This window comes from Pontibacter sp. HSC-14F20, from assembly GCF_019599265.1.
Classification (GTDB): Bacteria; Bacteroidota; Bacteroidia; order Cytophagales; family Hymenobacteraceae; genus Pontibacter.
The window spans coordinates 547705-565817 of record NZ_JAHZTC010000001.1; the positions used below are offsets into that span (position 1 = coordinate 547705).

Here is an 18113-nt window from a genome sequence, read left to right on the forward strand (position 1 = left end):
GTGTATTGTTCTTGCTTAGTTGGCTGCTTCGGCTTCGCTGCGGAACATGCCTTTCGGGTCTGGCATGCGTACCATTAATTCTGACAGGAAATCATAATCCAGCGACATAATATTGATGTCACGGCCACGGTGCAGGTAATCCCAGGCTTCGGCGTATTTCTTGTTATGAAAGTATACGCGCGAAAGGCCTGTTAAGGCAAAAGCGTTATTTTGGTCCGCCTTTAGAGCACGGTCAAGAAAAGCAGTTGCCTGTTTCAAATTCTTTTTCTTTTTGTCTGTGGTGTATTGCTGCAGGTAAGCTGCGCCAATATCAGAGAGCAACAAAGAGTTGTTCGGTTGGTATTTCAGTGCACGGTCCAGCATGCCAATTGCTTCCCGGGAGTTACCTTTGCTTTGTTCCACCAGGCCAAATGCCCAGTAAGTATTGTAATTATCCGGGTTGAGGAGCCAGGCCAGGTTAAAGCGGTAAACTGCCGTGTCTACCTGCCCTTCATTCAGATACTCCCAACCGCGGTCCATAAAAAAATTGCTGGCCTCCGTGCGGCTTTCGAAGCTCTTATCGCAGCTGGTCAGAAATTTTTCATCTGCTTTCTGCTCAGCATCTGTTTTGGCAATCTGCCCAAACATTGGCAGTACTTTCGGGTGCGATGCAGGCTGCTGCTCCTGCGCAAAGGCCATTGAGCCGCTTAGTAATATAGTGGCCGCAGCCAGGAAAATTCTTTTCATGTAACGGTATCAGCTAGGTATGGTAATCCTTCTTGAACTTAAAAATACGCCACCTGACTTGAAATAACAAATACCGTCTTTTCATTTAGTGGTATTTGCCAGCCGGATCCTGCTGCTTCTCTAACAGGGCTGCAATGAAAGCGGCATCTGCTATACCTTTGTCTTTGCTGATACTTTTGTGAAGGTAACTCCATGCCTTACCGTACTCCTGCAGGTAATAGTGGCTGATGGCTAATTTGTAATAGGCGTCTGCAGCGTCAGGGGAGTAGCGCACGGCGCTTTCGAGCAGTTTACGGCTCTGCATCAGGTCTTCGGGGTTGCTTTCAGCGTAAAATCGACCAAGATGGCTGGTAGCCAAGTCGGTGAGCAGTCGCGGATTGTGCTGGTCTTTTTCCAGGGCATGGTAAAGCAAAAAGAGGGCTTTATCAAATGCTTTTTGCTGCCCGTATACAAGCCCGTAGCCCCAGTATACCTCGTTGTTGGTGCTATCCATCAGCCAGGCCCGCCCAAAAAAGAAGTTTGCAGAATCCAGCTTCTCTTCATTGAAAGTGCGCTTTGCTTGTAAGGCATAGTAACCGGAGGCAGCTTTGCGGTTCATAAACCGTTTTGCATCCTTGTCCAGCATTTTCTTTTGCTGCTGTTTTTCCTGCAGGGTCAGAGTTTGTTTTGCCGGAATGACGTCGGCCATTGTGAGTTCTGGTCGGGGTGCCTCGCTGTTTTCGATGATGGCATTTTGGGAGGTACAGGCAGCCATCGAGCCTGCTATCATTAATCCAAAAGCGATGAGGTTGCTTCGCATGCTTAAAGCGGGTTGATTCTGGCTTCAAACGAGCTCACTTCCCAAATAGTGCCTCCTTCGTAATCATCCGTTTAATATTGGTCTTATTGTCCATTTCCACAAAGGTATAGCCCAATTAACTTTTCGGGCACCTCCTGTTAATTGATGGATAGCAAAGGTATATGTCAAAATTAAAATCAGCAACTTGTCGGAATAATTGCGACAATGTTCGTATATTTGATAAAAGGAAATGATTATGGGAAAGGCACTAAAAGTGAATGCAGGAATTAACTTCAGTCTGCTGGACGACAGGGACGTGTTTATGCTGATCACCACTGTCCGGGAAGGTATAAAGTATGCCACTTTTCAGAATATCGCCAATAAAATTCCTTTTAGTTTGGGCGAGTGGTCTGAATTCCTGCATTTGTCAGAGCGCACGTTTCAGCGTTACAAAAAAGAGCAGCGTAAGTTTGACCCGCTACACTCAGAAAAGATACTCGAAATCACGCTTGTGTATAACAAAGGGGTAGAGGTGTTCGGCGAAAAAGAAGACTTTGATGCCTGGTTGGAAGCCAAAAACGTGGCCCTCGGTGGTATACGCCCCAAAGAACTGCTCGACAGCACGTTTGGCATTGGTCTGCTGCGCGACGAACTGACCCGCATTGAACATGGTGTGCTCGCATGATCGTATACCGCCTCAGCAGAAAACTGTATTGCAATGACTTGTCTGGTAAAGGAGCTGAATTGGCAGGTGGCCGATGGAACAGCAAAGGGACCGCTGTGCTCTATACCAGCGAATCCATCGCCTTGTGTACAGTAGAGATAGCCGTGCACATGCCGCTGGGTATTGTACCCAAAGACTACTACCTGGTTACAATAGAAATCCCGGATAACGAGCCGATCGGGGAGATACATGAAAAGGACCTTGCTGCTTCCTGGAAATCATTTCCGCATAGTAGCGTCACCCAAAAGGTCGGGGACAGTTACGTCCGGGACGGGGTATACCTTTTCTTAAAAGTACCATCAGCCACCGTACAGGGCACATTCAATTATCTCGTAAATCCACACCATCCCGAATTTCACAAGGTCCGCATACTCAAAACAGAGCCTTTTGTATTCGACAAGCGCTTATTTATCAAATAAAGGGCGCTAGTGTAGTTCGTATGTGGTACCCATTTCAGCAATGGTGCAGCCCCATCCTAACGTATCTGTTATCTTCAATCTCAGCGCTTCGAGCGCCTGAGCTTCGCCATGGTTCAGAAACACCTGTAGCGGCACCTTTTTAAAATGACTGAGCCACCAAAGCAGATCTGCCTGGTCACCGTGCGCTGATAATGATGAAATTTGCTGTATTTCGGCATTCACCGGGTAGTAATTGCCCTGCATTTTTATCTCAGTTGCACCACTAAGTAGCAGACTGCCCCTGGTGCCAAGCGCCTGAAAACCTACCAACAGCACGGTGTTATTCGCGTCGTGGATCAGGCGTTGCAGGTAGTAAAGTACTCTTCCTCCGGTCACCATACCGCTTCCCGCAATTACGATCTTAGGACCTGGCTTATCAAGTACGCGCAGGGTCTGCTCAAATTCACGGATCACCTGCACATTGTTCATCATGGTTCGGCACTCGGCATCGCTCAGACTGTGCCAGTCACGGTGGTGCAGGTATAGCTTCGTCACATCAATACCCATGGGCGTGTCGAGGTAGATCGGTATATTCGGTATACTTCGCTCTTCACGCAAGGTGTTAAGTATAAGCAGCAGTTCCTGCGCCCGCTCCACGGCAAAACTCGGTATCAACAGCACACCTCCTTTATCAATGGTATGTCTTACATATGCTTGTAGCTCGTCGTAAGTTGAGGTTTGTTCATGCAGCCTGTCGCCGTAAGTAGACTCCAGAACCAAGTAATCGGCCTCCCTTATAAAAGCAGGCGGCTCCATGAGCAGTGGTTTGCGCCGCCCGATATCACCTGAAAACATGATGGTGCGGTCCTTGCATCTGAGTTCTACAAAAGCAGAACCTAAAATATGACCACTTTTCCGGAAGCAGAATTTCATATCCTCATTGATGATCACCCATTCGTTGTCCAGGTGTGTATCGAAGAGCGGCATGGTCAGGTCTACATCTTCGGAGGTATAAAGCGGCTTCGCCGGGTGATGCTTGCTGTAGCCTCCATGGTTAGCTTTGGCAGTGTCTTCTACCTGTATTTTGGCACTGTCGCGCAGAATGATTTCGGTTACGTCGCGGGTTGGCGTGGTGGCATAAATGGGGCCGTTATACCCTTTCTGGGTAAGCACGGGCAGGTAACCGCAATGATCCAGGTGACCGTGCGTCAGAATAACAGCTTCCAGTTCCTCAACATTCAACGGGAGGTTCTGCCAGTTGAGCAGGCGCATTTGCTTTAATCCCTGGAACAAACCACAGTCGATCAGCACCTGGTGCTTATCTGTTTTGAGCAGTAATTTAGAACCAGTTACAGTACCGGCACCGCCCAGAAAAGTCAGTGTGAAAGGAGGAGTAGAGTTTAGCATGTGTTCTATGGATAGTAGGTATGGGTAAGATAGATAATCCTGGATTGTTGTATAATGATAAATGTTACTTTTTTCATCTATCCGTTAACTTATTTGTCTCCATCTCATGTTTAACAGTAATTTAAAATAAGCATACTGGCAGCTACGCAGCTTTTGCCGTATCTTCGCCGCATGAAACAGATCTTCGTTTTGCTGGTTTGCCTGCTTTGGCAAGGATTGGCATTCGCACAAGTAGATACGGTGCAGCGCGTTATCCAGGATAGGTATAACAGCCCGGCGCAACAGCAGAAACCTTATGTAATCCTGATCTCGGCAGACGGTTTTCGCTATGATTATGCGGATAAGTATCACGCTACTTTTCTGAAGTCCATGCGGGCACAGGGAGTACAGGCAGAGTCGATGCTGCCGGCTTTTCCGTCCAAGACATTCCCGAACCATTATTCCATCGTGACGGGGCTGTACCCTGCCAGCCACGGTCTGATTAACAATTACTTTTACGATCCGCAACGCAAGGAACACTACAGCATGCGCGACCGCAGCAAAGTGGAAGATGGCACTTGGTATGGCGGCACACCACTTTGGGTGCTGGCAGAACAGCAGCAAATGGTAGCAGCCAGTTTTTTCTGGGTTGGCTCAGAAGCGCCCGTGCAAGGCATACTGCCGACTTATCATTACCAGTACAGCGAGGTATTGCCGATTAAGCGTCGCATCCAAACAGTTGTTGACTGGCTGAATTTGCCCGCCGAAAAGCGACCGCATCTGATCACTTTTTACCTGCCTGAGGTAGACCACGCCGGTCACCGCTATGGCCCTGATGCGCCACAAACCAGGGAGGCCGTTTTAGAACTGGACAAGCACTTGCAAATGCTGACCGAAGCCGTTGCCAAAACAGGGTTGCCTGTCAATTACGTGTTTGTATCGGATCATGGTATGCTGGAGGTAGACACTAAAAACACACTTCCCATGCCTGCTGCCATCGATACGGCCAAGTTTATGGTATCCGGAGGAGGGATGGTTGTAGAGTTGCATGCGAAGGACAAAAAAGCCATAAAGCCCACTTACCGCAAACTGAAGAAAGAAGCCAGTGATTACCAGGTATACAGGAAAAACAAAATGCCCAAACACCTGCACTACGGAGCCAAAGATGATAGGTACGAACGTGTGGGTGACATCCTGCTGCTGTCGGATGCACCAAAGGTATTTCATTTTTCAACCCGGCCGCCGTCTCCCGGCCAACATGGCTACGACGCCACCAAAGTAAAGGAGATGCACGCTACATTCTACGCCTGGGGACCCGCTTTTAAACAGAAGACAAAAGTAGAAACTTTTGAAAATGTAGATGTATACCCGCTGATCGCAGAGATTTTAGGCTTACCCTATACCCATAAAATTGATGGCAGCAGACATTTGATCGAGAAAGTACTGCCGTAAGGTAAAAGACGAGACAAAATAAAAAGCCCGCCTCTGCAGAAGGAGGGCACTGAAAAAGTCCCCGTGAAAACTGGAGATTTGAAGGAGTAGAAATTAAGTTTTCTGCTCCTTTTTTTGTATCTCCTGGTGGAATCAGAGAGCATTCAGATGGTAGCGCAACAGCAACAAATTCAGCTAAGCGCCTATTCAGGGCTATATGCTCTGATTGTCCCCCAGGACAATCTGCTTCGTAAAATCAACGAACTGATAGATTTTACCTTTATCTACGACGAGCTGGCCAGTAAATACTGCACCACCAATGGCCGCAGGGCCGAAAGCCCGGTGCGCATGTTCAAATACCTGTTGCTGAAGACCATCTACACCCTCTCCGATGTGGATGTGGTGGAGCGCTCGCGCTACGATATGTCCTTCAAATACTTTCTCGAGCTCTCGCCCGAGGAGGCGGTCATCAACCCCAGCTCCCTGACCAAGTTCCGCAAGCTCCGCTTAAAGGACACCGACCTGCTGAACCTTCTGATCAGCAAGACGGTCGCCATTGCCCTTGAAAAGGGCATCATCAAGTCCCACTCCCTTATCGTGGACGCCACCCACTCGCTCTCCAGGTCAAATCCACAATCCGCCCTGGAGGTGCTCAGGGAACGCTCAAGGCTGCTGCGCAAAGCCCTTTGCAGCATCGATGAAGACATCAAAGGCCGTATGCCCGAACAGAATGACTCGGGCGGGTTGGAAGAGCAGCTGGCTTACTGCCGCAGGCTTGAAAAGCTCGTTGAAGCGGACCAGGCGCTGTGTGTGATTCCCGCCGTTAGAGAGAAGCTCAACCTGCTCAGGGAAACGGTGGAGGATACCCAGGAGAGCCATACGCTCTCCAAAGACACGGATGCCAGGACGGGCCATAAATCGGCTGACAGCAGCTTCTTTGGCTACAAGACGCACCTGGCCATGACAGCGCATCTGGCCATGACAGAGGAGCGCATCATTGCCGCCGCCCTTGTCACCTCGGGCGAAAAAGGCGATGGCCCGCAACTGCCAGAGCTTCTGGAAATAAGCCGCGCCAATGGCCTTCAGGTGGACACCATCATCGGCGATGCGGCCTATTCGGGCAAGGAAAACCTCAAGCTCCAGGACAAGGAGGGCCGCAGTCTAAAGCTGGTGGCCAGACTCAACCCTGTCATCAGCCAGGGCAGCCGAAAGGAGGAAGCCAGGTTTGAGTATAACAAAGACGCTGCTATGTTTGTGTGTCCTGCCGGGCATATGGCCATGCGAAAGGCACGTCAGGGGAAAAAGAACCGTGGCAAGAACCAGGCAACCGTCTACTACTTTGACGTTCAAAAATGCAGGAGCTGCCCCTTAAAAGAGGGTTGCTACAAACCAGGAGCCAAGTCAAAAACCTACGGAGTGACCATCAAGTCGCCTATCCATGTGGAGCAGCAGGCCTTTCAACAGACAGATTACTTCAAGGAAAAGACCAGGGAGCGCTATAAAATTGAAGCTAAAAACAGCGAGCTCAAAAACGTCCATGGCTATGGCAGGGCCATCTCCTATGGCAGGGCCATCTCCTATGGCATCACCAGCATGCAGCTGCAGGGAGCGCTGGCCATCTTCACAGTAAACCTGAAGAGAATCGTCAAACTAACCTCTTAAGTCTCCGAAATTCCCAAAAAACCGCCCAGGAGCCCTTGCTTTCCAACCGTATATACAATTGATAGCTCAATTGGCCAGCACGACTTCTTATAATAAAAAAAGCGATCAAGTAAAACATGTTGTTACTTGATCGCTTCTAAGGGTTACTCCTAAATGAGTAGCTTTTTCAGTGCCCTCCTGCAGAAGAGACGGGCTTTTTATTTTGAGTGTTGCGCGTTCTACATAGTACCGCGACCCGGCAGGTAGATCTGAAAACCAACACCAACTGAAAGGCCCGAAGTGCTGGTATCGACTGAAACATCGGCACTGGTGCGGGTATAGTTAAGGGTGGCTTCAATGGCAACATTGCGGGCTACAAAATGCGCATAGCCTGCCCGTAAGCCCAGCACGGAACTGAAAATACGGTCGCCATCACTGTCTTTCAACGAACTGCCGGCAAAACCAGCCAGTGCTTCGCCAAACCAGCGACTATTAGGAGAGGCCCCTTCCGGGAAATAATAGCGTGCAAATGGTGTCAGTCCATAACTGAAGTTTTCACCGCCATCATAAAGCATGAGGCCGATCTGGGCCTGCACTCCAAGTACGGCATTGTCACTTATAAAATAGCCAGCTCTTGGCTCGAGTATCAACTGAAATGTTTCGGATTTAAAATTGTAACCGAGTGAACCAATACTGGCGCCTACCAGCCAGTTACCCTGCTGAATAGATTCGTTAGCCACCGCAGCCGATGTCTGGGGCTTTTCAATGTTTAAATCGGTCTCCTGCGCCAGAAGCGAGCTAGTTGTAAAAAATGCGCATAATGTAAATAGGAGGTAAATTCTTTTCATAGATATAGCATTAGAGGTTTACAATAACTTATATTTAAATAATCATAGTCTAAACATTAATAATAACGCAGGGCATAATGTTTTGTTCTGAATAGCTCAAAATCAAGTAATTACATTTAAATGTCCTTTCAATTGACTTTTAGTAATTTGGAATAGAATCGAAGAAACCTGAAAACTGCCTTTGAAGAAGAGATGCGTATAATGCCGGGACTAATTAATAGAGGTTTTTTCACTGGGAAGGATGTTTATCTAATAGTGACCTCAAAAAAGATCTCATAAAAAGAAGAGAAGGTGAGGCGTATAGGCTTGTTCCGGTATAGGGATGCTTACCAGCTTGGATAATTAAAAAGAATTTAAAAGCAAAAGGCCGGGCACTACTCTTAGTGCCCGGCCTTTTGCTTTTTATTGGTGTAATCGGAGAGTAACCCTTCGTAGATCCAGTTGGCAAGGGCCTGCCGGTTATCAGCTATTACAAAGCGCCGTTGATCCTTGACGTTACGGATATTGCCAAGCTCGATAAAAACGGTGGGCGGATGACTGTACTTAATGACATACAAACTGCTGCGTTGCGTGACATTACCAGAGTAGTCGCGGTAAGGTTGGTAGCGTCTGTACTTGTTTGTGAACGTCTGGTGAATGTTTTTGGCCAGTTGCTCGCCGTCCTTGCTGTTTTCGTGGTGGTAAAAGAAGACGTCGATGTTTTGGCTCTCGCTGCGGCTATCGACGTGGATGGCCAGCATGCGCTGGTAGGCGCCCTTATGCTTCAGGTATAAACCATTTACGGCCTCTGTGCGCTGGCGCAGGCGGGCACTATGGTTAAGGGGAATTTTTTTGTTGGGGTATACAATTTCATCACGGTCCATCTTCAGCACCCCTTCGTCACGAATGCCATCATCAGCGTCCTGCACGATCATATACACTGTGGCCCCTTGTTCCACCAATACCCGTGCCAAACGGATGGTCACATCGTAAGCATACTCATCCTCGGCCAGGTCATTGCTGCCATATTTGCCCACAGCCCCCGGGTCGGGTCCGCCATGGCCGGAGCTGAGGTAGTATACAGCGCCCTGCAGCTTTGTGCTTTTCACCTCTACTTTGGAATACTTCTCCCCAAACAGGGGGATTTCGAGCACACGGGCAGAAACCTTGGCAGGTTCAGCAGTCAGATCAGTTCTTGTTTTACTGTCCCCGGCGGCTACCCGGGTATTGTCGCTAGTCACAGTGGTGTTGTCGGTTGAAGTTACGCTTTCAGGTAAGTTATAAGTTTTCCCGACAATCAGGCCGTTGTCTTTGCCGAAACGGTCTTTGTTGATCTCCACGAACTTTTGTAGATGCTCCGAAGGATTGAGTCCGTGACGGCGCAACAAGGTATAGATACCGTCACCGGGCATCGCGACTGCCTCCAGTATAGTGCTCTGACCGTAAACGGCAATTGATGATAGTACAAGAAAAAGGGTGATAATAGCGGTACGCAATGCAATCAGGTTTATCAGAAAATATTAAGAATCCGATATTACAAAAAATGTATGAAGTATGAAAGATGATCTGTTGTATCAGCGCAGAATATCGGAAGCTCTATATAAACGATACCTGATTTTTTGAAGCTAACATCAGAAACCAGGTATAGCCACCCTGCCACTTACTGCAAGCGGTAGCTTACCAGTTCATAGCGCCGCATCAGTTTGTCAGAGTCGGCGTAGTACCAATCTGTACGGATCATGCCAATTTCGGGCGTCACGTATTCGTTCACCCAGGTAGTGCTTAGGGAAGATGATGCTTTTTGTTCGGTTTGCCTTTCAAAACGGAACTCAAGTGCCTGACTCGCATGCGGAGAATCAGGCACAGCTACAAGGCCCGTCGTTCTTCTGTGATAAATCCACAGGGTATAGCTTGGGTATTGATACCCATATGCAATACCTGACATACCTGGATTGGGATACGTGATATACTGCTCATTTGCATCTTTTCTATAGTGCACGTAGCCGTCTTTGTCATTCCGGACAATCATGCCATTATTCAGAATATACCAGGTAGTTTTGTTGATCAAAGTGTCTTTCATCACTTGCCGTCTGAACGAGCTGGTTGACAGCACTTCTCCATCGGTATTATATTCTATCTGGTCGTACACCCATTCATTGCCGACCTGCAGGGGCATGATGTCTTCAAAAGGTTCGGATATTTCCTCTTTCTCACATGAAAAGAGGAGCAGTGATAAACAGAAAAGGATGATGTGTCTGAATAGCGGCAGTCGTTTCATAGGCTTTCTTTTAAAGGTATGATACCCATAATTGCCAAAACGTTGCATGCTCAGCTAAAACAATATTGTGAAATCAAGAGGTCTTCTGATTATCGCGCGCAAATTCCCCGATAAGGGCAGTACTGACAGATCTCCAGCTCCTTCGTTTTCCGGATCACTTCATCCGGGTCGAGCAATTCCTGCACAAAACGTGTGAGCAAAGCTTCGGATGCTGAAATAAAATCCTGACCAGTTGCCTGCTCAAAAGCGAAATCTGCTGTCAGGACGCCGGCGTCGAGGTTGCGGAACGACAGTATACCTGACTTCGGCACAATCCGCGCCGGATCCATGTGAGCTGCGTTTCGGAGCAGTAGTTCCGGCTTCTGCTGCAGGTTACGCTGCAGAATGTACTCGTAGAGCCACAGCTGTCGCGCTTTATCATACTTAGGCGAGGTGATAAAATGCAGGTCCACATCATCCGGCTTCACACTTACCTGGTTGCGTTCAACTTTTCCGGTCTTGTAGTCGATCACGCGCAGCTCTGCCCCTTTCAGATCGATGCGATCGGCTTTGCCAGCTATCTTCACAGGTATAAGCTCGTCGCCGACCTGTACCTGCAGGGTAGTTTCTAGTTGCTCTTCCAGGCGCAGGACGTAAAGCGGCAGTTCGTCATCCGATTTCAGAAGACTCTCCAGGTACTTTTCGAGCACCTGCACGGCTACTTTGAAAAGCAGGAAATTCATGCCGCGTTCAGGCGTAGCACCGCGTGTCACTTTCTTAAATTCAGCCTCTACCTTAGCTGGCAATCCCTGCAGCATCTGCTCCACGTGCGGCTTCTCGATCGGCTTGCCATTCTGCTCAAAAGGTCGGAAAAAGTCCTCCAGCACCTGGTGCACGATAGTTCCAAACTGGTCGGCTCCAAGCTGTTCTTCTACCTCGTCAATCTCCCTGATCTTAGCGATGCGACTAAAATAGTACTGCAGTGAACAGTTAATGTACATGTTCAGGTGCGAAGGGTAAAGGCCGCGCTTCAGTTCCTGCCGCAGTTGCTCCAATGTCTGAGCATCTTTGTGAATAACAATGTCCTCATCGTATTTCTTCTGATCACGCAACTCTACTGTAGCCGTCAGGTCCCGGAATTTGATCTTTGGATTTCGCAGTGCCAGGTCGTTTTGAAGTTGCAGAATAAAGCGGCTTTTTTCACCGGAACCATATGTATCGGAAGGCAACACGTAAAGCAGGTTCACAGTTTTGGCGCGCTGCAACAGGCGGTAAAAGTTATAGGCCATAGCACCCTCGGTTTCTGCGTAGGTGGGCAGGCCAAACTGCTTGAGAACATCAAATGGCATCAGCGACTCGTGCCGCTTCGGAGCAGGCAGCGTATTCTCATTGACCGATAGAATGATTAGGTTTTCAAAATCGAGCGCACGGGTTTCGAGCATACCCATGATTTGCAGGTCTGAGATAGGCTCACCACTAAAAGGCAAACGTTGACGCCCAATCAGCTCGTTGAGGAACTTGCGGAAACTGCGCACCGATATCTTCTGTTCCCGGCAGTCGAAGATGGTATCGAGGCGCTTGACGATGGTATAGAAAATGTAGAGATACTCGGTCTCGATGGTGCTGGGCTGGTGACTGTACATTTTATGCAGCAGGTCGATCAGCTGGTAAAGCGAGGCGATGATGTCGTCGCAGTCGCGCCAGGACTTGAACAGTACTTCGTAGAGCGGCTCGTGCTTCCCCATCTTCAGTAGGTCATTGGCCGTGATGAGCACGCGGTTGTCTTGCACAATCTGGTCCAGCACACGCTGCACAAAACCATGAAGTTCCTGCTTGTCGGGTTGCTCGTTCAGGTATAGCTCATACCTGCGGATGAAAGGGTGGGAGAGCAGCTTGGTCACAGTCAGGTGATGGTACTGGTATACCTTGTAACCTGACTCCTGCAGCTGCGTCACGCCGGTCAGGTGCACATCAAAAAGCAGGTCGATCAGGTTGTAGAGCGGCGTACCTTTGAAGCTAAGACCCATCGTTACGTTATAATTCGGCACCTCCTCAGGTATAGAGTGCAGCACAGGAAGCAGCAGCGTTTCGTCGGGCATCACCACTGCTACCTGCGCGTGCTTGTCACGTTGCCGGATTTCCTGAATCAGTTGCCCGGCCAGTTTGCCCTGCATGCTCGCATTAGCCACTCCGATTACGTTGATCTCCTTCTCGTCCGTAAGTAGTAAATTCTGTTGCCAGCGCCATTCCGGCAGATCCCAGTTGTTTTTATACCTGCGCAGGAAACTGCCAGCCCGGTTTGGGGTGCCATCTTCCATGTAGAAATCATCGGAGTCAAACAGTACTTCAGCCTTGCTGTGCTTCAGTAGTGTGCGAATGATCTTCTCCTCAGAATTAGTGAGTGCATTAAGGCCGATGAAAAGGTACTGGGCACATTCCGATGACTTGGCCAGTTGTTCTATGTTATCGGAAACAATCTTAAAAGCCATACCTGTATAGGCCTGCTTGCGCTCCTCCAGGTGGTTTTTTAGGTTGTGGTAGGTCTTCTCAATGTTGTCCCAGAGGCTGAAGTATTTCTTGACAGCAGGCGTCAATTCTTTGCCCAGGTGCGCAGGGTCCCAACGCTCCAAAGCTTTGGCCTCACCCACATAATCAAATAGCTTGGAAGTATCTACCAGGTTCTGGTCGATGCGGCTGAAATCGTCGAGCAGCGTGCCACCCCAGGTGATGAATTGGTCAAAGTCGAGATTCGGGTCTTGCTCACGCATTAGGTCGTAGAGCTCTAACTGCAGATTGATCGGCTCCAGCACATCCACTTTGGCCAGCTTGGTAATGAAATCCTCCATACCTGATACCTCCGGGGACCAGATTGGTTCAGGAGCAGCCTGCGCCAGAGCGTTCTTAAAAAAGAAACTCGCACGTCGCGACGGCAGCACAATGCACAGTTCGCTGATGTTCTCTTTATACTTCTCGTATACGTATTTTGCCGCTAGCTCAAGAAAGGTCTGCACTTTGTTGTTGAGTGATTAAGTGAATAAGTGATGGAGTGAATTGTTAGATTTTTGTCGAAGGTTAAATTGTTGGATCATTAAATGGTTAGTGCACGATTCAGCGAGATTGTGACACAACAACTTCATTGTAAGTATCTTTTGTCATATCGGCCTGGGGTAGGGGCGCTCGTTTTGAGAGAAATCTGAAATATTGTTTTGTCTGAAACAACCCGGATCTCTCAACTCTTTCGGAATGACAATTCCCGCTCCTTGTTCCTAAAATTGACATCGAGTTGAGAACTGTCCTTACAGGTAATCGAACTTTTTAACTCCCAACGTTTCCCTTTCCATCCATCGTCATGAAGGGATTATAGGCTATTTCCCAGAGGTTGTCATCCGGGTCTGCGATGTAGCTGCTGTAGCCTCCCCAAAACACTTTTTCCGGTTGCTTGAGCACGCGGACACCTTTGCCAGCCAGTTCTGCTACCAGGTCATCCACCTCTTTTTCGGAGCGCACATTGTAGGCCAGCGAAAAACTTTTAAAACCCTTGCCATCGGCCTCCAGTCCAGCATCATCTGCCAGCGACTCTTGCGGGAACAGCGCAAGTTGCAGGCCGTTCAGCTGAAAGAAAATGATGCTTTCTGTGCTGCTTTCGAGCGGCTGCCAACCAAAGATGTTCTGGTAAAACTCTCTTGCGCGCTGCAAATTCCTGACGCCTAATGTGATAAGTGTAATTCTCTGTTCCATTATTTCCCTTTGATCTCTTACTTGATTACTGTTAACCTACTGCTATACCTTGCAGCTATACCTTACCTGGCTTCTTCATAGGCCGCTTTCAACCAGCCGATTAACTCGGCATTTACTTCATCTGCGTGTTGAAGCTTTATACGATGCGAACACATGGCATTAAAACTACCTGACTTTTCCAGTCTGCCTTCCGGTTCACGGCCTTTCAGGTTGATGCCAACATCCAGTCTGGTTTTGGTGGAAGGCTGGATCAGGGCAAACTGCTTTTTGCTGCGCACACTAACATAGGCATTTTTGGGAGCCAGCTCCACATCAGCACCAAACTGTTTTAACTGTGCAGTAAGTGCTTCATAAATAGGTAGGAGCTGCTCTTTTCCTTTGTATTGCTTTTCGATCAGATCTTCCGGCTTTTCAGCCGATCCGGCATCTGTTCCTTTAGTTTTAAGCGCGACCAAATTGGCAAAGCCATGTGTGAAACCGTGGTCCGATTTCAGATACTTTACAATCTCACCGTGCTTCTGAAGGCCTGTGCCCTGCACCACGTAAATCCATTCTCCAAGCGATTTCCCAGTGTTCTTTTCCAGATTATCGATCATGGTTTGAGCTGCTTTGTCCATTTTATGATTGGTTGTTAATGTCGGATGTATGTTACAATGCCAGGCCTATTTGCTGGCTTTTGCCGCCATAAGACCATTCGTACAGCTCTTCGGTGTCGAAGTAGTAGAGCAGGCATTTCACTTTTTCATAGCCCAGTTGCTTGAAGCGCACAGCGTAATGATCAAGCTTATTTCGATGCTCTTCCAGCGGAGGCGGCAATTTGAATTCCAGCAGCACCACCTGGTCCCCATCAAACACCACGCGGTCGGGCTTGTAGAGGTAGGCGCGGGCGTCGAGCAACTCTTTTTCGTGCTCCACAATAACATCACCCGAAAAGTAATGACTGATCTGCTGATGATTGACCACCTGGAGCAATCGTTCTTTGAATAAAGGCTTTTCCCGGTCACTGATAATGCCTTGGTATACCATCTGGCGCAGCACGTCATCAAGTTCTGCCGCGGTCAGGATGCGGGAGAGGGCATAGTGCAGTTTCTTGTTCTGAATGCGTTGCTCGGTCTGCGTCTCGAAATCGAACACGTTGTTGGCGTGTTGCTTGAGCTGAAGTCGTTGTGCCCAGTCATTGGTTTGGAGATAATCCAGGGTATAGACCGGACCAATTTCGCGGCTGCCACTATCCTGTTTCGTTTGCTGATCCGCGTATACCTGGTAGCAAAGCTTGCCGGGTTCCCAAAGCCCCTCCGCCACCAGGTAGCGGTAAAGCAGGTGACTCACATTTTTGGCTGTTCCTTCAAGTGCTTTTTGTGCCTTACGTTCCTCCAGCAGGTCCTTTCCGTTGCCGATCAGGTATAGCCTGTCCTTGGGGCGGGTGAGGGCCACGTAGAGCATGTTCAAGTTTTCAATAAAGGTCTTCTCTATCTCGGTATTGTATTGATCGGCCAGTTCGGTATGCTCCAGTCTGGAACTGATGTTCACGGCCACACTGCGTAATTTGCCCATCACCTTGTTCTCATCAGAAAGACGACTCCACATTAATGCCCTGGTCTGCGGCTCGGTGCTCCAGTCGGCGAACGGAATGATAACAATAGGATAAGCGAGCCCTTTGGCCTTGTGGATGCTGGTGATGGTAATGGCGTTTCGGTCTTTGGGTGTGTTGATGCTCAGCTTCTCTTTCTGTACATCCCAATAAGCCAAGAAATTATTCAGGTTATTGCTGTTCTTGAGACTATACTCCAGCACCAGATCCAGAAAACGGAACAGATACTCACATTCGTTGTTGTGCCCCAGCAAATTGAAAATGCGGATCAGTTGCTCGGTAAGTTCATAGAGCGACAAATTGCCTGTCTCACGTTCCTTCACATCAAAACCTACATCGCGCAGGTAGTTGAAGAACGGCTGCGGATCCGTCTGGTTGGAAATCTGCGCGATTGTTTGGGCCAGTTCAGTGGTAGGTACTTTACCCTGCGTAACAGTATAGATAAGGTATAGCGCTTCTGATTTTGCCAATGTGTCGTTCGGGCGGTTGAATACCCGGAACATAGCGATGATCAGGTTGATCACTTCGGCAAACTGCAGCGAAAGCGAATCCTGTGAGATGATATCGTACTGCTTTTCCTTCAGAAAATTGGCAATCAGCTTGCTCTTGGCATTGGTGCGGCAGAGTATCGCCATGTCCCTTAAGGTATAGCCATCGCCCAGTCCCTGCCGCACCAGTTCGATCACCATGTTGAGCGTGCTGGCATCGTAGCTGAGTTCCTGTTCGTGGGTATAGTCATCGTAAAATAGCCCGGTTCGGGTGCAGCTGCTAAGGTCATATTTGTAGTTCAGATCATCGGGGTAAGTGAACATGATCTGCACATGTCCGCCAGTCTTCCCTGTTATGGGCGCCTCCTGCACAAACTTATTGTCGTAGATGGAGGTGAAGGTGCCGTATACCTTGTGTTGCTCACTAAAGAAAGTAAAGAGCTTGTTATTGAATTCGATGATCTCGCGACGACTACGGAAATTTTGCTGCAGCACATCAGGGGCCAGGTTTTCACGTACCGACTCGTAGCGCTCTCGGATCATGTGACCATGGCGACGGTTTTCGTATAGCAGGTGCGTGTTGTTTTTGTAAAGGTGCAGGATCTGCTCCATCTCCCCGCCGCGCCAGCGGTAAATTGCCTGCTTGGCATCACCTACCACCATGCTAAAGTGCCCGGAAGCCAGCGCGTTGTCGACAAGCGGCAACAGGTTGTTCCATTGCAGTACCGAAGTATCCTGAAATTCGTCGATCAAGATGTGGTTGTACTTCTCACCAAGTCGCTCATATATAAAAGGCACCGGCTCCTTCAGCACAATATCGATAATGCGCTTGTTGAATTCCGAAATATGCACCGTGTTACGGTCAAGCTTGATCTCCTGCAGGCATTTCTCCAGCTCATTCAGCACCGACACCTTATATAAGTGCGGCACCACCGCCGAGATCAGGGTAAAGGTACCGGCATACTGCTCTTTTATCGACTCAATATTATAATAAAGGTCCGTGAGCAGCTGCCGTATACTACCGATCTGGTTTTTGGTAGCCGTAGAGGCTTTGCCAGCGTACCATTTATCATCCTCCACTGTCTGTCGGGCGTAGTTGTTACCGTAGGTTAGGTCGGCTTCGCGGTTAAATTTGCTGAAGTAGCCGTAAAGTCCTCGGTTGCCCTGAAAAAAGTCGGAAGGGGAGAGTCCCGCCTGCTCAATGGCCTGCAACGCCTTCCCGGCGTCTTCTTGCAGGGCGGCCAGTATACCTTCCTGCAAAGTTTTCAATTGATTCCTGATCTCCCTGAAATCTTCCAGCGTGAGTCCCTGCAGATCTGTTACCGCTTCGTATACCTGTTCGTTCAGCAAATTTTTGGCAAAGTCAGCCAGGTCATCGGCCAGGGTATTCCAGCTGCGTCCTTCACGGGCTTTTTCCAGCGCATAGTGTTCCAGCGTTTCCGAGAGCAGATCGTCTTTCCGGTTGCTCACCTTGTCCAGCAGCAGCTGCACAGCGGAGCTAACCAGTGTTTGCGAGTCCAGATCTACTTCAAAATTATAAGGTATGTTGAGCTCCTTTGTAAAGGCCTGCACGATCTTATTGACAAAGCTATCAATGGTACTAACAGAAAAGTCGCTGTAATTGTACAGGATCTGGGTAAACAGTCGTCCCGCACGCTGACGTAGTTGCTCTATATCAAAGCTTTCATCCGGGTAACGCTGCTGCAACTCTGCTACGATCTTTTGGAGCAGGTCTTCACTTTTCTGCAGTTCCGTCCCGTTCAGATTAGCATCGTTAAAATTGCGCAATGCCCCCAGTATGCGCTCCTTCATCTCAGCAGCCGCGTCGTTGGTAAACGTGATCGCCAGAATGGATCGGTAATAGTCCGGGTCTGAGGTATGGAGTGCAAGCTTCAGGTATTCTTTGGTCAGGGTATAGGTTTTACCGGAACCTGCTGAGGAGGAGAGTATCTTAAAATTTGGTGACATAGCTGCCGGCTTTAAACGGGATTTTAAAGATACATTTCCTATGTGGCTTATACCAACACCGTCCTTTAAAATAATGTGGGGCCAAAGCAAGTAATTGGGGATCAAGGTATAAAATACAAAAAGCTCCATCGCTTGCGCGAAGGAGCTTCCTGCCTTTCTA

Annotated in this window: 14 protein-coding genes; 4 read left to right on the plus strand and 10 right to left on the minus strand. The window is 48.7% G+C overall.

The window, feature by feature from the left end:
• Nucleotides 1-15 precede the first annotated feature (15 nt).
• Nucleotides 16-726 carry a tetratricopeptide repeat protein gene (locus K3G39_RS02470; RefSeq protein ID WP_220624563.1) on the minus strand — a complete coding sequence of 237 codons (711 nt, stop codon included), beginning with the start codon at nucleotides 724-726 and terminating at the stop codon, nucleotides 16-18.
• An 85-nt stretch (nucleotides 727-811) separates the two neighbouring features.
• Nucleotides 812-1525, minus strand: coding sequence for a hypothetical protein (locus K3G39_RS02475; RefSeq protein WP_220624564.1), 714 nt, complete (start codon nucleotides 1523-1525; stop codon nucleotides 812-814).
• A gap of 235 nt (nucleotides 1526-1760) precedes the next feature.
• Here K3G39_RS02475 and K3G39_RS02480 point away from each other — a divergent pair, with 235 nt between their 5' ends.
• Together K3G39_RS02480 and K3G39_RS02485 are read left to right on the plus strand one after the other, a co-directional pair.
• On the plus strand, nucleotides 1761-2189 hold the full coding sequence (locus K3G39_RS02480) for an antitoxin Xre-like helix-turn-helix domain-containing protein (RefSeq protein WP_220624565.1): 429 nt from the start codon (nucleotides 1761-1763) through the stop codon (nucleotides 2187-2189).
• Nucleotides 2186-2647 (plus strand): RES family NAD+ phosphorylase, encoded by a 462-nt coding sequence (locus K3G39_RS02485; protein WP_220624566.1) that lies wholly within the window; start codon nucleotides 2186-2188, stop codon nucleotides 2645-2647. The genes K3G39_RS02480 and K3G39_RS02485 overlap by 4 nt, the downstream gene beginning before the upstream one ends.
• A 6-nt stretch (nucleotides 2648-2653) precedes the next feature.
• On the opposite strand, the gene K3G39_RS02490 is transcribed toward K3G39_RS02485, so the two are convergent.
• Nucleotides 2654-4033 (minus strand): MBL fold metallo-hydrolase RNA specificity domain-containing protein, encoded by a 1380-nt coding sequence (locus K3G39_RS02490; protein ID WP_220624567.1) that lies wholly within the window; start codon nucleotides 4031-4033, stop codon nucleotides 2654-2656.
• A 171-nt stretch (nucleotides 4034-4204) separates the two neighbouring features.
• Between K3G39_RS02490 and K3G39_RS02495 the strand changes: the two genes are divergently transcribed.
• Both K3G39_RS02495 and K3G39_RS02500 read left to right on the plus strand, forming a co-directional pair.
• A complete protein-coding gene (locus tag K3G39_RS02495; protein ID WP_220624568.1) occupies nucleotides 4205-5464 on the plus strand; it encodes an ectonucleotide pyrophosphatase/phosphodiesterase in 1260 nt (419 codons plus the stop codon).
• Between the two features lie 147 nt (nucleotides 5465-5611).
• Nucleotides 5612-7105: an IS1182 family transposase gene (locus K3G39_RS02500; protein ID WP_220624621.1), complete on the plus strand. Its 1494-nt coding sequence runs from the start codon at nucleotides 5612-5614 to the stop codon at nucleotides 7103-7105.
• 218 nt (nucleotides 7106-7323) lie between these two features.
• Here K3G39_RS02500 and K3G39_RS02505 read toward each other — a convergent pair whose 3' ends face one another.
• From K3G39_RS02505 to K3G39_RS02535, 7 genes are all read right to left on the minus strand, one after another.
• Nucleotides 7324-7932, minus strand: coding sequence for a hypothetical protein (locus tag K3G39_RS02505; protein ID WP_220624569.1), 609 nt, complete (start codon nucleotides 7930-7932; stop codon nucleotides 7324-7326).
• Nucleotides 7933-8312: 380 nt separating this feature from the next.
• Nucleotides 8313-9416, minus strand: a complete 1104-nt coding sequence (locus tag K3G39_RS02510; RefSeq protein WP_370627179.1) for an N-acetylmuramoyl-L-alanine amidase — start codon at nucleotides 9414-9416, stop codon at nucleotides 8313-8315.
• A gap of 155 nt (nucleotides 9417-9571) precedes the next feature.
• On the minus strand, nucleotides 9572-10189 hold the full coding sequence (locus tag K3G39_RS02515; protein ID WP_220624570.1) for a hypothetical protein: 618 nt from the start codon (nucleotides 10187-10189) through the stop codon (nucleotides 9572-9574).
• Nucleotides 10190-10278: 89 nt separating this feature from the next.
• On the minus strand, nucleotides 10279-13179 hold the full coding sequence (locus tag K3G39_RS21120) for a PD-(D/E)XK nuclease family protein (RefSeq protein ID WP_220624571.1): 2901 nt from the start codon (nucleotides 13177-13179) through the stop codon (nucleotides 10279-10281).
• 304 nt (nucleotides 13180-13483) lie between these two features.
• Nucleotides 13484-13906 carry a VOC family protein gene (locus K3G39_RS02525; protein ID WP_220624572.1) on the minus strand — a complete coding sequence of 141 codons (423 nt, stop codon included), beginning with the start codon at nucleotides 13904-13906 and terminating at the stop codon, nucleotides 13484-13486.
• A gap of 62 nt (nucleotides 13907-13968) precedes the next feature.
• Complete coding sequence (locus tag K3G39_RS02530; RefSeq protein WP_220624573.1) at nucleotides 13969-14523, minus strand: DUF4287 domain-containing protein; 555 nt, start codon at nucleotides 14521-14523, stop codon at nucleotides 13969-13971.
• Between the two features lie 31 nt (nucleotides 14524-14554).
• Entirely contained in the window at nucleotides 14555-17953 is a 3399-nt protein-coding gene (locus K3G39_RS02535) for an exodeoxyribonuclease V subunit beta (protein ID WP_220624574.1), read from the minus strand.
• Between the last annotated feature and the right edge of the window lie 160 nt (nucleotides 17954-18113).